Genomic DNA, 12,961 nt, shown 5'->3' with positions numbered 1-12,961 from the left:
AGTTATGAGCGGAACACTAAATAAGGTAATGCTGATCGGGCATTTGGGAGATGAGGTTAAGATGCACTATTTTGAAGGTGGCAACTGTATTGGAAGATTTCCATTGGCTACCAATGAAACCTATACCAACAAGCAGACTGGAGAAAAGGTGACCAATACGGATTGGCATAATATTGTAATAAGGAACAAAGCCGCGGAAATCTGTGAAAAGTACCTTAGCAAAGGGGATAAAATATATGTGGAAGGGCGACTTAAAAACCGTCAATGGCAAGGGGAAGATGGTAATACCAGGTATACCACCGAGGTGCATGTTCAGGATTTTACTTTTTTGACTACCAAAAAAGAGAGTACGGCCAACTCCCAAGCAAGCAACCAGAATCAACCGCAGCAGGGGTCATCTGCAACAACAAATACAACAAACAAGGTTAATGAGCCCCTAGGTGCAAACGGACCCGAAGAGGAAGATGATCTACCATTTTAGACTAATTAAATTTAAAGACTGACTATTGGACCCAGACCCCCTTAGTTTATTATTGAATTTTATTGCAATCGATAGCGGTTTTGCCCTAAAAATCGCGATACTTTTAATTTTGTTATTTTGTTCTGCCCTTATTTCGGGGGCTGAGGTCGCTTTTTTTGGCCTATCCCAAACCGATGTTAATGAAATAGAGGAAAAAAAGACGGCCAAAGGGAAAATTGTAGTTCAACTTTTGGACCGTCCAAAAAAACTGTTGGCCACTATTTTAATTGCAAATAATGCCATAAATATTGGGGTCGTATTATTGTTCAATAACATTGGCGACACTATTTTCGCCGATATTACCTATACTATATTTGGAATTTTACCTGTACGCTTCCTTTTGGAGGTGGTAGTGGTCACCTTTTTAATATTGATGTTTGGGGAGATTTTGCCAAAAGTATACGCCAATCGCAATAGATTTACCTTTGCCTTTTTTATGACCTACCCACTAAAGGTGTTGGATTTTTTATTTTCCCCTTTAAGTCTCCCCATGAGGTCTGCCACGATATACCTGTACAATAAATTGGGCAAGCAGAAATCCAACCTGAACGTTGGACATTTGTCCCAGGCCTTGGAGCTCACGTCAGAGGGAGATACGACCGTGGAGGAACAGAAAATTCTAGAGGGGATCGTCTCTTTTGGAAATACGGATACCAAACAGGTGATGCGACCGAGGATTGATATTTTTGCCCTTAACGAGGAAATGAAATTTTTGGAAGTGTTAGGTGAAATTAAAACCCATGGTTATTCCAGGATACCGGTTTTTTCCCAAAATATGGACAATGTTTTGGGGGTCCTTTATGTTAAGGATCTTTTGCCTTACATAGACCGAAAAACCTTCAATTGGATGTCCCTGATCCGAGAGCCCTATTTTGTTCCGGAGAACAAAAAATTGGATAATTTATTGTTGGATTTCCAGACCAAGAAAAATCATTTGGCCATTGTGGTGGATGAATATGGGGGTACCTCCGGGATAGTTACGCTTGAAGATATTATAGAAGAAATTGTTGGGGATATTAGTGATGAATTTGATGATGAGGATTTAATTTTCTCAAAACTGGACGATTTTAACTACGTCTTTGATGGTAAAACGGCTTTGAAGGATTTTTATAGAGTTGCTAAAATTGAGGATGAAGATGATTTTGAGGAGAAAAAAGGGGAATCGGAAACTGTAGCGGGTTTTGTCTTGGAGATTGCCGGAAGCTTTCCTAAAAGGGGAGAGGTGGTAATATTCAAGGATTATCAATTTGTTGTGGAGAGCCTTGATAAAAAACGATTGAAACAGATAAAAATTACATTGCCACATGAAGCTTAATATTGGACTTTTAATTTTTATGGTTTGTTTTATAACTGCATGTAAAGATGATGTTCTGCCCAAGCCCAAGGCAATGCTTAGGTTGGAATATCCATCTGGAAAGGAAGAAGTTTTACAAACCGAGCACTTTTCTATCAAGTACAATGAAATGGCCAGATTAAAATCCGAAACAAATACTTCCTTTGTTTTGGACTATCCATTAATGAAGGGGTCCATTTTTGTTAATTACAAGGAGGTAAACGGGAATTTGGATAAGCTTCTTACCGATGCCCAGAAGTTAAGCTATGAGCATGTGTTAAAGGCCGAGGGTATTTATGAGGACCCAGTAGTGAATGAACCCCATAAGGTATATGGAATGTATTATGAGATAAAGGGTGATGCCGCCTCCCAGTCCCAGTTTTATGTAACGGACAGCACCAAGCACTTTGTAACCGGATCCTTGTATTTTTATGCCAAACCCAATTATGATTCTATTTTGCCTGCAGCGGTGTACTTACAGAAAGATATGCGGAACATTATTGAATCCTTGCGTTGGAAGAAATAATAGGCTGATTAATTGCTTTTAAGCAAATCCTCTGCCTTTTTAATACTCGAATTTATTTGATCTCTGAGGGCTTTGACTTTGGTCTCCTCTTCATCCAACCATTTTTGTTTTTCATCTGTCAAGGCCTTTGCTTTTAATATCTCATCACCATCAAAACGCTCGCCAAAGCCTTTCATCCAATCCATCATGGCCTTATGCGCTGCCTTTAAGTCTTCCCTTGCTGCTGCGTAGTCATTGGAAGAAGCATCATTGGTTATGTCTTCATCCAATTGCGAGACCAATTTACCTATAGTCCCCATTTTGGGCATTAGTTCATCATGAATGGCCATTACCTCTTTCATTTGGGAAACTTCATTATTCTTTTCCTTACAGGAGTAGGTAACTGCGATTAAAATGGATATAATAAGAATTAGATTTTTTTTTGTCATAGGGTAGATTTAATAATAATTCACAGGGCCAAAAGGACTTTTTAAGTTAAGTTTTAAGTGGGGTCGACCCTCATGGAAATGCTCAGCACCACACTTTTTATTCTAAATCAAAGATACTGAATTGGGGCTTTTGTACGCTGTATTTCGATTCCATTTTTACAGAAATTGGTGGATGTTGTGTTATCACTATGATACATTACTGTGATACTCGAACAAAAACAATGGTTTTAAGCCAAGAAAAATAAATTTAATTAACAGTGTGTAGAGATTGGGAGATTTTGTATGCCTTTAAAATACATAGTCTACGAATGGATAATGGAGGGAGTGTCAAGAAAACGGACTTCAAAATCAATTCCTTGTTAATTAGCGTGCATAAATCATTAAAATTCTGTAAATTAAATGCATAACCTGAAAATTTAAAACAATGAAACAATACGCGCTCCCGATTAGGTTTGGAATAGCTGTTAGTGGCTCATTAATTGCCTATTTCTTATTGTTGTCGCTTTTTAACTTACATACAAATATATTTTACAGCCTTTTTAATGGTGTAATAACTGGATTTGGAATATATGAGGCTATAAAATACTTTAGGCTTAAGGAAGGACCTGCCTTCAATTATGGTAAAGGTTTTTCGGCGGGAATTATTACCGGCTTTGTGGGGACATTGATTTTCACAATTTTTTTCGCCTTTTACGCTACTGAAATAAATCTTGGGTTTTTGGATAAACTTTCCAAAGTCTGGTTTAGGGATTATAATACTTCTGAAGGTATAGTGTTCTTTACTGTGGCCATTATGGGATTTGCTACTTCCTTGGTGTTGACCCTTTCATTTATGCAATTGTTCAAGACTTCCAACAACCTCAAAAGAAAATCGGTTTAAAAATCTTAAAAATCACTTGTGGATTAAGGATTTAGGAGTATATTTGCACCCGCCTAAGTAAATATTAGGCTTGTTCTTAAATATATAAATAACACAAGCTATGTACGCAATTGTAGAGATAGCAGGGCAGCAATTTAAAGTTGCGAAAGACCAAAAAGTGTATGTTCACCGTTTACAAGACGAAGAAGGTAGCAAAGTAACCTTTGATAACGTTCTTTTGTTGGAAGATGGTAGTAACATCACAATTGGCGCCCCCGCTATAGACGGAGCCGCTGTTGAGGCTAAAGTCATTAAGCACCTAAAAGGTGACAAGGTAATTGTCTTTAAAAAGAAAAGACGTAAAGGTTACAAAAAGAAAAACGGTCATCGTCAATATTTGACAGAATTGGTAATAGAGGGTATCATTGCTTCTGGAGCTAAAAAATCTGAGAAAAAGGCGGAACCAAAAAAAGAAGCTAAGCCTGCCGCTAAAAAAGCAGAGGTAAAAGCTGAAGCACCTAAGAAGGTGGAAGCAAAGGCTACTGAAGATTTGAGTAAAAATACAGTTGCTGAGCTAAGAGAATTGGCAAAAGCTAAGGGAGTTGAAGGTTATTCTTCAATGAAAAAGGCTGAATTAATTGCCGCTTTAAGTTAATAACAAGAATTAAAACATTATATCATGGCACATAAGAAAGGTGTAGGTAGTTCTAAAAACGGTAGGGAATCAGAATCGAAACGTTTAGGCGTTAAGATTTATGGTGGACAAGCTGCCATTGCAGGAAACATCATTGTAAGACAACGTGGTACTAAGCATAACCCAGGTGAGAATGTTTACGCTGGAAAAGATCATACTTTGCATGCAAGGATTGATGGTCTTGTTAAGTTCCAAAAGAAAGCTGGAGGTAAATCTTATGTTTCTATTGAACCATTTGAAGCCTAAAAAGCAAGTCTTTTAAAATTTAGAAACCCTCTTTGGAAACAAAGAGGGTTTTTTGTTTTGGTTATTTAAAGATATTTTTTTGCCGATTTACCGTCTTCAATTGTGATTTAACATGGGATCAATCACAAAAGTTGTGTGTGAATTAGAAAAAGATAGAATAGACTATCCCAGAGTTCGTGTTCCGTACTCCTTTTGAGTTGAATAATTATTTTTCCTTATCGAATTCGATCTAGTGAAGAAGGGTCTTTTCTCCTGCCTGCCGGAAGGCAGGTTTATTTCGTTTTATTCATTGCCTTTCTATTTTATAATAAGGTATTCATGAACCTCCTGCGTCGGTTTCATTGGAAAGCAAAGAAATCGAAGATTCACGAAATCCGATAAAAAACAATAACAACCAATTGAGTAAAATGAAAGAATAATTTCAACAAAAGTTTCATTCGATTATGCCTAATAAATAGAGCTGAAATTAAAGAACAGTATAAATCATGTTCATCCCAATTTTTGCAGAAATACAACAATTAAGCATGACTCATAGCCTTTTCATCCTTACCACGGCTGACTCCTGAAATTGTTCAACTTGGCAAATGCAACTGTTTCAGACAAATAATCCACAAGGTTATAGCTTGGTATTGGTAAAATACTTTCTAAAAGTTGGGTGTCCCATTCATTGGGCTTGGAAGTCATATACGGGTGTAAATGTATCCCTATAGATTTATAATAAAACTCTTCCAATTTTGAAGAAAACCCTGTTGAGGTATTTATTTGGTCTTCGGTAAAACTAAAATTCGAGAACCCTACTACCTTTAATATTTTGGATATGCCCTTTATCATATTGGTTTCTTTGGAATGAACAATGTTCAATTGTTGAATATCCGTAGAAATCACCCTCGCAATTACTTGAGCTGCATAATCGGTTGGAATTATATTTAAGCCGGTGCCTGCCTTGGTAGTAATTCTTATGGCATCTTTGGAGTTGTTGTTATGAAAAAACTTCGCAAAAAGGTAAAAAACCATATATTTTGATATGAAGTAGTTTGGGCTTTCATTAATATTTCCCCCAAGAACGCTAGGTCGTAAAATTTGAATGGGAATATTAATGTCTTTACCAGCTTTTAATAGAAACTTTTCGGAAGCGTGTTTGGAAGCTTCGTAATAATTGCGATAATTGTCGTGTTTTATGTTGGAATAATCATTATCCAAAAGTCCGCCAATATTACCGGCGGCAAATGCCGTACTTATATATATGAATTTTTCAATATGCTTTTGATAGGCATTGAAAATGTCCTTGGTAAACTGTAGATTCCGGTTAAAAATTTCCTCTTTGGCTGCTGGGTCGGTGGATAGGTTTACAAAACCAGCTGAATGTATAAAATAATCAATTCTGTTGTTCCCTATAAATGACGTAGGATTTAATAGGTCTTGGGCGTCGACTGTTACAATTTTTTTTAAAATTTCAGGGAGGTTGTTTTTTACAAAATCAGTGGTAAAGTCACTTGATAATACTTTTGCAATACGTTCTTTTGCGCTAACCGAAGTTTTTTTCCGAACAGGAAGGTATATGGTTTCTACACTTTGAAAGTGGAATTCTAAAAGTGAAAATAACACTCGGGAACCTAAGGTTCCAGTAGCTCCTGTTAAGAGTATGTTCATTAAGTTTGTGTGGGAATTAAAAAAAAATCAAAATCCTTATCTGCTTAGGTAAGATAAGGATTTTGATATAACATTATAAAGGTGTCCAGATTCTTTCTATATAAGTATAAAATCTAGTACCTGTAGTAATCAGGTTTAAACGGGCCTTTTACGGATACCCCGATGTACTCTGCTTGCTCTGGTCTTAAAGTCTCCAATTCCACTCCCAATCTGGACAAGTGCAAGGCGGCTACCTTTTCGTCCAAATGTTTCGGAAGCATATAAACTTCATTGTTGTATTTGTCAGTGTTGTTCCAAAGTTCCATTTGAGCCAAGGTCTGGTTGGTGAACGAGTTGCTCATTACAAAACTTGGATGACCTGTAGCGCAGCCTAAGTTTACCAATCTACCTTCGGCCAAAACAATAATATCTTTACCATCAATAGTGTATTTGTCTACTTGAGGTTTTATCTCATCCTTGGTGTGACCGTAGTTTTTGTTCAACCATGCCATGTCTATTTCATTGTCGAAATGACCAATATTACAAACGATGATTTTATCTTTCATCGCTTTAAAATGTTGGGACTGAATAATATCCTTGTTTCCTGTAGTGGTTATTACGATGTCGGCATTGCCAATAACGGTATCCAGCCTTTTCACTTCAAAACCGTCCATTGCGGCCTGTAGGGCGCAAATTGGATCAATTTCGGTAACGGTAACAATAGAGCCTGCTCCTTTAAAAGATGCAGCAGTTCCTTTTCCTACATCGCCATATCCGGCAACTACGACCCTTTTACCTGCGAGCATGGTATCTGTAGCCCTGCGAATGGCATCTACAGCACTTTCCCTACATCCGTATTTGTTGTCGAATTTGGATTTGGTAACAGAATCGTTAACATTGATAGCCGGCATTGGCAAAGTTCCATTTTTTACACGCTCGTAAAGCCTATGGACACCAGTGGTGGTCTCTTCCGAAAGTCCTTTTATACCTGAGGCCAATTCTGGATATTTGTCGAGCACCATATTGGTAAGGTCACCACCATCATCCAATATCATGTTTAAAGGTTGGCGATCTTCACCAAAAAACAACGTCTGTTCAATGGCCCAGTTAAATTCTTCCTCGCTCATTCCCTTCCAAGCATATACTGGCACCCCAGAGGCCGCAATAGCTGCAGCAGCTTGATCTTGGGTAGAGAAAATATTGCAGGAACTCCAAGTAACATCTGCTCCCAAGGCTACCAAAGTTTCAATAAGAACGGCAGTTTGTATGGTCATGTGCAAGCATCCTGCAATACGGGCGCCTTTTAAAGGCTGTTCTTTTCCGTACTCTTCCCTTAAGGACATTAGGCCGGGCATTTCGGCTTCTGCTAGTTCAATTTCTTTTCTTCCCCAATCGGCTAAGCCAATATCTTTTACTTTATAGGGTACGTAAGGAATGGTTTTAGTACTCATATATTTATCTTTGTTATAGTTAATTGGTCATAATCGCCAAAATAGAATAAGGAGAAATTAATTAAAAATAATTTAAATGAAGAATATCTTCGATTAGCTTATTTCTTCTCCGTTTTTATTTTTACTTTAGTAATAGAACAATTATCTTATTTTTTGCATTTGCAAAGGTAGTAATAACTTAAATAACCTAATGCCTCTTTACAAAACAATAACAGTAGACGAAAACGCTAAAGTCTTGATTTGGAAAGTTCAGGAAACGGAATCCCAACTTTCCGAAGGGATTGTGCTAACCCCACATTGCCAAAAACGAATGATGGGCATGAAATCGGAATTGCACAGAAGGGGGTTTTTGAGTATCAGGCATTTGTTGGCGGAAGAAGGCTATGTTGATCATGATCTGTATTACGATGATGCGGGCAAACCGCATTTAAAGGATGGCAAGTTCATCTCCATTACCCATTCACACGAATTTACCGGTATAATTATTTCCGATTCCAAAGAGGTTGGAATTGATATAGAAATGCAGCGCGATAAAATTCTTAGCATCGCCAATAAATACACTCCTTTGGAGGAATATAAAACCGTGGCAAATGCAGATGCATTGGTAAGAAAACTTACGATTGTTTGGGGAGCCAAAGAATCGCTGTATAAGATATATGCACAACACGGTCTTAGTTTTTTGCACCATATAGATATTACCGACTTTTCCTTGTCGGACACGGAGACCACGGGAACCATTCTGTATAAGGGTAAATCGTCGCATTACAATATTATATTTTTGGAGTTTGAGGGATACACCTGCGTATACGCTATTAAAGTTTAGCGGATGGTCCAAATTTAGGTGTGCTCTGTCCTTGGTTACGATTCCTGTGTTGCGATTAATATCCCTAAATAAATTCTAAAACTTTGAACGTGAAGGGTTATTTTTGGCCAATATTTAATACCACTATTCTTAGTTGATTACCCGTCATAAGACAAGTTAAATCATGAATATATCAGTAGAGCTTACCCTTTCTCCCTTGCAAGACGACTTCGAGGAACACATAATCAATTTCATTAAAAAACTTAGGGTCTCCGGCCTTACAGTATTGGAAAACCCTTTAAGTACGCAGATTTACGGAGAATATGACCAGGTGATGAAGGTTCTCAATGCTGAGATTAAGGCTTCCTTTGAGTTAATGGATAAGGGATTACTATTTATGAAAATTGTAAAATCTGACCGGAGCGATTATGAACCCCATTTTTGATTGGATTTTTGCCCAGTACCAAGATACGCCCACACATTTAATAATATTGGAAATGATAGGGGTGGTTTTTGGATTTTTAAGTGTTTGGTATTCCATGCGTGAGAATATCTTGGTATTTCCTACAGGAATTCTAAGTACCGGAGTGTTTGTATATATACTTTTGATATTTGGTCTATTGGGAGATATGCTGATCAATGCCTACTATTTTGCAATGAGTATCTATGGTTGGTATGTATGGACTAGAAAGGTAGACGAGGTCCACTTTATTCCCATAACCCTTACAACCGCAAAGGAAAAGAACTTGTCGCTTATTCTATTTGGTGCTACCGTCATTTTTGTTGCTTTGGTGTACTTGGTTTTTGACAAGTTTGATAGCTGGACCGCATATGTAGATACTTTAACAACAGCAATTTTCTTTGTAGGAATGTGGCTTATGGCAAAGAAGAAACTTGAAAATTGGGTATATTGGATTATTGGTGATGTAATATCGGTGCCCCTATATTTATATAAAGGACTTATCTTTACATCTCTGCAATATTTATTGTTCACCATTATTGCCATTTTCGGATACCTTGCATGGAAGAAAAGTTTAAACAAGAGCCCTCAAGTATTATTAAAGTAGTCTTATTTGGTCCTGAATCTACGGGAAAAACAACCTTGGCCCGTGAATTGGCGATACATTACAATACTGTTTGGGTGCCGGAATACGCCCGTGATTATCTTCAGGATAAATGGGACAAGGAAAAGAAGACTTGTGAACCCAAAGATTTATTGCCTATAGCTGAGGGGCAGATAAAATTAGAAAACTCCCTGACCAAAAAAGCCAATGAAGTTTTAATATGCGATACGGACCTCCTGGAGACCAAAGTGTATTCCGAGGCCTATTATTTAGGGTATTGCGATCCAGTATTGGAAGCTTACGCACTACAGAATACTTACGATGTTTATTTTTTGACCTATATAGACATTCCGTGGGAAAAGGACGACTTAAGGGATAAGCCAAATGACCGTGAACGAATGTTTCTTTATTTCAAGGATACTTTGGAAAAATATAACAGGAATTTTATTATATTAAAGGGTGATAAAAAAGCAAGGCTCACAACGGCCAAGAACTACATTAACCAACTACTGAGAAAATAATGGAATTAACGGAAGACGACAAAAAGCAATTAGAAAAGAAAGGAATTTCCAAGGAAAAAGTTCTAGGTCAAATAGAGACGTTTAAGGAGGGTATTCCCTTTGTACGTTTGGAAAAGGCAGCAATAGTATCTGATGGAATTTCTAAATTTTCTGATACCCAGGAAGAAGCCTTAATTAAAAAATTTGAGGAATCAAAAAAGAAAATTTCACTTTTGAAATTTGTGCCGGCTTCCGGTGCTGCATCCCGAATGTTTAAGGCGATGTTTAATTTTTTGGATACCTACGACCCAAAAACCGAAAAATTCGAGGCCTATTTGGACAGGACCAAGGATAAGGACGTTAAAACTTTTTTTGAAGGCTATGAGAAATTTGCCTTTTACGATATTATACAAAAACGGATAGCTGGCAAAACAAAGTCGAAAGACGAGGAAAAGTACCTTTTTGTAAAGGAAATGTTGATGCCCGAAGGTTTAAATTTCGGATTTTATCCTAAGGGCCTTTTGAATTTTCATAATTATGGTAAGTACAGTGCAACCCCGTTTGAAGAACATTTAAAGGAGGCAGTTGCCTATGCCCAGGTAAATAACCAGGCTAATCTACATTTTACCATTTCGGAACAACACGGTGAAATGTTCAATAAGGAATTTAAGATTGCAGGGGAAAGGGTGGCAAAGGAGTCCTCTACCTCATTTACCGTAAATTATTCCTTTCAAAAACCTTCTACGGATACCATTGCGGTGACCTTGGACAATAAACCGTTTAGAAATTCTGATGGTAGCCTACTGTTTAGGCCAGCAGGACATGGGTCATTAATAGAGAATTTAAATGAGCAGGATGCGGACATTATTTTTATTAAAAATATTGATAATGTAGTGGCCCCAAGATTGTCTGGGGAGGTTGCAAGAAGTAAAAAAATACTGGCCGGATTACTCTTGGAATTGCAAGCCAAAGCTTTTGAATATGCAGAAGCATTGGACGGGGATAATCTTTCCTCCGAAAAACTAGAGACTATAAAATTGTTTTTGGAAAAAGAACTCAACGTACGTTTCTTGGATAAGTACAATGGGTTTAGTATTGGACAGCAAATAGAAATTTTAAAGGATAAAATCAACCGCCCCATCCGTATTTGTGGTATGGTCAAGAACGAAGGCGAACCAGGAGGTGGCCCATTTTGGATTAGGGATGCCCACGATCATATTTCCCTTCAAATAATTGAATCCGCACAAGTTGACATGTCCAATCCGGAACAGGTAAATATATTAAAGAACTCAACCCATTTTAATCCGGTAGATTTGGTATGTGGTGTAAGAAATTACAAAGGAGAAAAATTTAATTTATTGAATTTTGTGGACGCTAAACAGGGCTTTATCACCCAAAAAACTAAAGAAGGTAAGGATTTGAAAGCCTTGGAGTTGCCAGGTCTCTGGAATGGAGCGATGGCCTTTTGGAATACCATTTTTGTGGAAGTTCCCTTGGCGACCTTTAATCCTGTAAAAACGGTAAACGACTTGTTAAAACCCGCGCACCAGGTAAAATAGGATTACGGCGGGTATATGTAATCGGTCCCTACCTGCATTGTACGGGACAATAAGCTTATTCAAAGAATTAGTAGAGTAATTAGTCCCCAAAAAAGTGTGTATTTTTTATACACTTTTTTGGGGACTATACATTTTTATACATGCTGTATTATGGACTTTAATACTTTAAGTATATGAAAATCAATTAGTTAAATTTATAAAATCTTGTATTTCATTGTTGGCACAATTTTCCTTCTATCATTTGAAAAAAATAGGTATTCACACAAAATATTAGAGATATGAAAAATGATATGAAAAATGATATGAAAAATTTAGTTTTTGCAACTGCTTTGGCAATGGGAAGTTTAACTCCTGTATTGGCAACTCCTCCAATTTTTCACGATGGAATTATGGAAGTAATTATGGCTCAAGATTTTACTGAAATCGACTTGGATAATTTACCAGATACGATTACCAAAGCATTGGAGAAAGATCATGCTGGGGCCGTTATAAATAAAGCTTATGTGAACGACGAAGATGAATACAAATTAGAGGTTACTTTTTCTGATGGAACCAATTCTGAGTTGTATGTTGACGCTGAAGGCAACTGGATCGATATGTAATCCATTATAATATTGAGTTATTTTAGTTATTTGAATTAGTAGGGCTGCTGTTTGGCAGCCCTTTTTTTTTAAATTTTCTAGCTGTTGCTTATTATGTACCTTAATTATAAGAATATATAATGCATTTCTGGTTTATATAACACGCATAACAAGCACATTAATTAGACCAATTATAAATCTATTGGCTATTATCCAAGAGTTTTTTAGTGGATGTAATAATCTCCCCTTATTGTAAAAGGTGTGTAATTTTAACACGGTCCAAGTCCAAAATACCCAGTATTACCCATATTCACATAAACGTTGATGCTGACGCAATCTACTGTTAATCAGGTTTTTGAGGGTTATTATTGATTTCGGTATCGTTTTTCCATTGGTAATGGTAATAATTGTTAAAATTAGAATCATGAGAAAGTTATTTTTTGGAATTGCAATATCACTAACAAGTCTAACCGCCTGTGCGCAGGAGAATAAAATAGTAAAGGGGGACAGTACTGAAATAAGCGTTGCCCAAGATAAATTCTCCGAAATAGGGACTACGGAATTGCCGGTAGCAGTAACTAAGGCAATCGACACCTATTATCCTACGGCGGTAATTAATAAAGCTTTTGTGAACAATTCCCAACAGTTTAAACTGGAGATAGTTATGGATAAGGGAAAAAGGGGTACTGTCTATGCCGATAAGGATGGAGATTGGATTGAAAGATAGAAGGTATCATTTATATTATTATTGTAGGCATAGCCTACCAAG

At 37.1% G+C, this 12,961-nt stretch carries 16 protein-coding genes; 13 read left to right on the top strand and 3 right to left on the bottom strand.

What is annotated here, in order from left to right:
• Positions 1-4: 4 nt before the first annotated feature.
• Genes H4O18_RS00780 through gldD form a run of 3 tightly spaced genes read left to right on the top strand, consistent with a single transcriptional unit; the run spans position 5 to position 2,379 of the window.
• Positions 5-481 carry a single-stranded DNA-binding protein gene (locus tag H4O18_RS00780; RefSeq protein WP_187581197.1) on the top strand — a complete coding sequence of 159 codons (477 nt, stop codon included), beginning with the start codon at positions 5-7 and terminating at the stop codon, positions 479-481.
• A gap of 25 nt (positions 482-506) precedes the next feature.
• Positions 507-1,835, top strand: a complete 1,329-nt coding sequence (locus H4O18_RS00775) for a gliding motility-associated protein GldE (protein ID WP_187581196.1) — start codon at positions 507-509, stop codon at positions 1,833-1,835.
• Positions 1,825-2,379, top strand: a complete 555-nt coding sequence (gldD, locus tag H4O18_RS00770) for a gliding motility lipoprotein GldD (RefSeq protein WP_187581195.1) — start codon at positions 1,825-1,827, stop codon at positions 2,377-2,379. The genes H4O18_RS00775 and gldD overlap by 11 nt, the downstream gene beginning before the upstream one ends.
• Before the next feature lie 8 nt (positions 2,380-2,387).
• Here gldD and H4O18_RS00765 read toward each other — a convergent pair whose 3' ends face one another.
• The gene (locus H4O18_RS00765; RefSeq protein ID WP_187581194.1) at positions 2,388-2,807 is read right to left on the bottom strand and encodes a hypothetical protein; all 420 of its coding nucleotides are present in this window, start codon (positions 2,805-2,807) and stop codon (positions 2,388-2,390) included.
• 424 nt (positions 2,808-3,231) lie between these two features.
• On the opposite strand from H4O18_RS00765, the gene H4O18_RS00760 reads away from it, so the two are divergent.
• From H4O18_RS00760 to rpmA, 3 genes are all read left to right on the top strand, one after another.
• Positions 3,232-3,687, top strand: coding sequence for a DUF4199 domain-containing protein (locus H4O18_RS00760; RefSeq protein ID WP_187581193.1), 456 nt, complete (start codon positions 3,232-3,234; stop codon positions 3,685-3,687).
• A 100-nt stretch (positions 3,688-3,787) separates the two neighbouring features.
• On the top strand, positions 3,788-4,321 hold the full coding sequence (rplU, locus tag H4O18_RS00755) for a 50S ribosomal protein L21 (RefSeq protein ID WP_111622451.1): 534 nt from the start codon (positions 3,788-3,790) through the stop codon (positions 4,319-4,321).
• A 24-nt stretch (positions 4,322-4,345) separates the two neighbouring features.
• Entirely contained in the window at positions 4,346-4,606 is a 261-nt protein-coding gene (rpmA, locus tag H4O18_RS00750; RefSeq protein ID WP_103439512.1) for a 50S ribosomal protein L27, read from the top strand.
• A gap of 546 nt (positions 4,607-5,152) precedes the next feature.
• On the opposite strand, the gene H4O18_RS00745 is transcribed toward rpmA, so the two are convergent.
• Positions 5,153-6,256 carry an SDR family oxidoreductase gene (locus H4O18_RS00745; RefSeq protein WP_187581192.1) on the bottom strand — a complete coding sequence of 368 codons (1,104 nt, stop codon included), beginning with the start codon at positions 6,254-6,256 and terminating at the stop codon, positions 5,153-5,155.
• A 113-nt stretch (positions 6,257-6,369) separates the two neighbouring features.
• The gene (gene ahcY / locus H4O18_RS00740) at positions 6,370-7,686 is read right to left on the bottom strand and encodes an adenosylhomocysteinase (protein WP_187581191.1); all 1,317 of its coding nucleotides are present in this window, start codon (positions 7,684-7,686) and stop codon (positions 6,370-6,372) included.
• A gap of 190 nt (positions 7,687-7,876) precedes the next feature.
• Here ahcY and H4O18_RS00735 point away from each other — a divergent pair, with 190 nt between their 5' ends.
• From H4O18_RS00735 to H4O18_RS00705, 7 genes are all read left to right on the top strand, one after another.
• Positions 7,877-8,509 carry a 4'-phosphopantetheinyl transferase family protein gene (locus H4O18_RS00735; protein WP_187581190.1) on the top strand — a complete coding sequence of 211 codons (633 nt, stop codon included), beginning with the start codon at positions 7,877-7,879 and terminating at the stop codon, positions 8,507-8,509.
• Between the two features lie 163 nt (positions 8,510-8,672).
• Positions 8,673-8,933 (top strand): thiamine-binding protein, encoded by a 261-nt coding sequence (locus H4O18_RS00730; RefSeq protein WP_187581189.1) that lies wholly within the window; start codon positions 8,673-8,675, stop codon positions 8,931-8,933.
• The gene (gene pnuC, locus H4O18_RS00725) at positions 8,917-9,555 is read left to right on the top strand and encodes a nicotinamide riboside transporter PnuC (protein WP_187581188.1); all 639 of its coding nucleotides are present in this window, start codon (positions 8,917-8,919) and stop codon (positions 9,553-9,555) included. The genes H4O18_RS00730 and pnuC overlap by 17 nt, the downstream gene beginning before the upstream one ends.
• On the top strand, positions 9,510-10,073 hold the full coding sequence (locus H4O18_RS00720; protein WP_187581187.1) for an AAA family ATPase: 564 nt from the start codon (positions 9,510-9,512) through the stop codon (positions 10,071-10,073). The genes pnuC and H4O18_RS00720 overlap by 46 nt, the downstream gene beginning before the upstream one ends.
• Positions 10,073-11,611 carry a DUF4301 family protein gene (locus H4O18_RS00715; protein ID WP_187581186.1) on the top strand — a complete coding sequence of 513 codons (1,539 nt, stop codon included), beginning with the start codon at positions 10,073-10,075 and terminating at the stop codon, positions 11,609-11,611. The genes H4O18_RS00720 and H4O18_RS00715 overlap by 1 nt, the downstream gene beginning before the upstream one ends.
• 278 nt (positions 11,612-11,889) lie before the next feature.
• Positions 11,890-12,213: a hypothetical protein gene (locus H4O18_RS00710; protein ID WP_246473889.1), complete on the top strand. Its 324-nt coding sequence runs from the start codon at positions 11,890-11,892 to the stop codon at positions 12,211-12,213.
• A 403-nt stretch (positions 12,214-12,616) separates the two neighbouring features.
• Positions 12,617-12,919 (top strand): hypothetical protein, encoded by a 303-nt coding sequence (locus H4O18_RS00705; RefSeq protein WP_187581185.1) that lies wholly within the window; start codon positions 12,617-12,619, stop codon positions 12,917-12,919.
• Positions 12,920-12,961: the final 42 nt, after the last annotated feature.

It is taken from the genome of Arenibacter arenosicollis, from assembly GCF_014397245.1.
Lineage (GTDB): Bacteria > Bacteroidota > Bacteroidia > Flavobacteriales > Flavobacteriaceae > Arenibacter > Arenibacter arenosicollis.
The sequence above is the reverse complement of the archived record's forward strand: the minus strand, read 5'-3'. Positions and strand labels throughout refer to the sequence as shown.

Bases quoted from the DNA above. Each gene is read 5' to 3' on its own strand.
- H4O18_RS00780 (WP_187581197.1), top strand. From the start codon at position 5: ATGAGCGGAACACTAAATAAGGTAATGCTGATCGGGCATTTGGGAGAT.
- gldD (WP_187581195.1), top strand. From the start codon at position 1,825: ATGAAGCTTAATATTGGACTTTTAATTTTTATGGTTTGTTTTATAACT.
- H4O18_RS00765 (WP_187581194.1), bottom strand. From the start codon at position 2,807: ATGACAAAAAAAAATCTAATTCTTATTATATCCATTTTAATCGCAGTT.
- H4O18_RS00760 (WP_187581193.1), top strand. From the start codon at position 3,232: ATGAAACAATACGCGCTCCCGATTAGGTTTGGAATAGCTGTTAGTGGC.
- rplU (WP_111622451.1), top strand. From the start codon at position 3,788: ATGTACGCAATTGTAGAGATAGCAGGGCAGCAATTTAAAGTTGCGAAA.
- rpmA (WP_103439512.1), top strand. From the start codon at position 4,346: ATGGCACATAAGAAAGGTGTAGGTAGTTCTAAAAACGGTAGGGAATCA.
- H4O18_RS00745 (WP_187581192.1), bottom strand. From the start codon at position 6,256: ATGAACATACTCTTAACAGGAGCTACTGGAACCTTAGGTTCCCGAGTG.
- ahcY (WP_187581191.1), bottom strand. From the start codon at position 7,686: ATGAGTACTAAAACCATTCCTTACGTACCCTATAAAGTAAAAGATATT.
- H4O18_RS00735 (WP_187581190.1), top strand. From the start codon at position 7,877: ATGCCTCTTTACAAAACAATAACAGTAGACGAAAACGCTAAAGTCTTG.
- H4O18_RS00730 (WP_187581189.1), top strand. From the start codon at position 8,673: ATGAATATATCAGTAGAGCTTACCCTTTCTCCCTTGCAAGACGACTTC.
- pnuC (WP_187581188.1), top strand. From the start codon at position 8,917: ATGAACCCCATTTTTGATTGGATTTTTGCCCAGTACCAAGATACGCCC.
- H4O18_RS00720 (WP_187581187.1), top strand. From the start codon at position 9,510: ATGGAAGAAAAGTTTAAACAAGAGCCCTCAAGTATTATTAAAGTAGTC.
- H4O18_RS00715 (WP_187581186.1), top strand. From the start codon at position 10,073: ATGGAATTAACGGAAGACGACAAAAAGCAATTAGAAAAGAAAGGAATT.
- H4O18_RS00710 (WP_246473889.1), top strand. From the start codon at position 11,890: ATGAAAAATGATATGAAAAATGATATGAAAAATTTAGTTTTTGCAACT.
- H4O18_RS00705 (WP_187581185.1), top strand. From the start codon at position 12,617: ATGAGAAAGTTATTTTTTGGAATTGCAATATCACTAACAAGTCTAACC.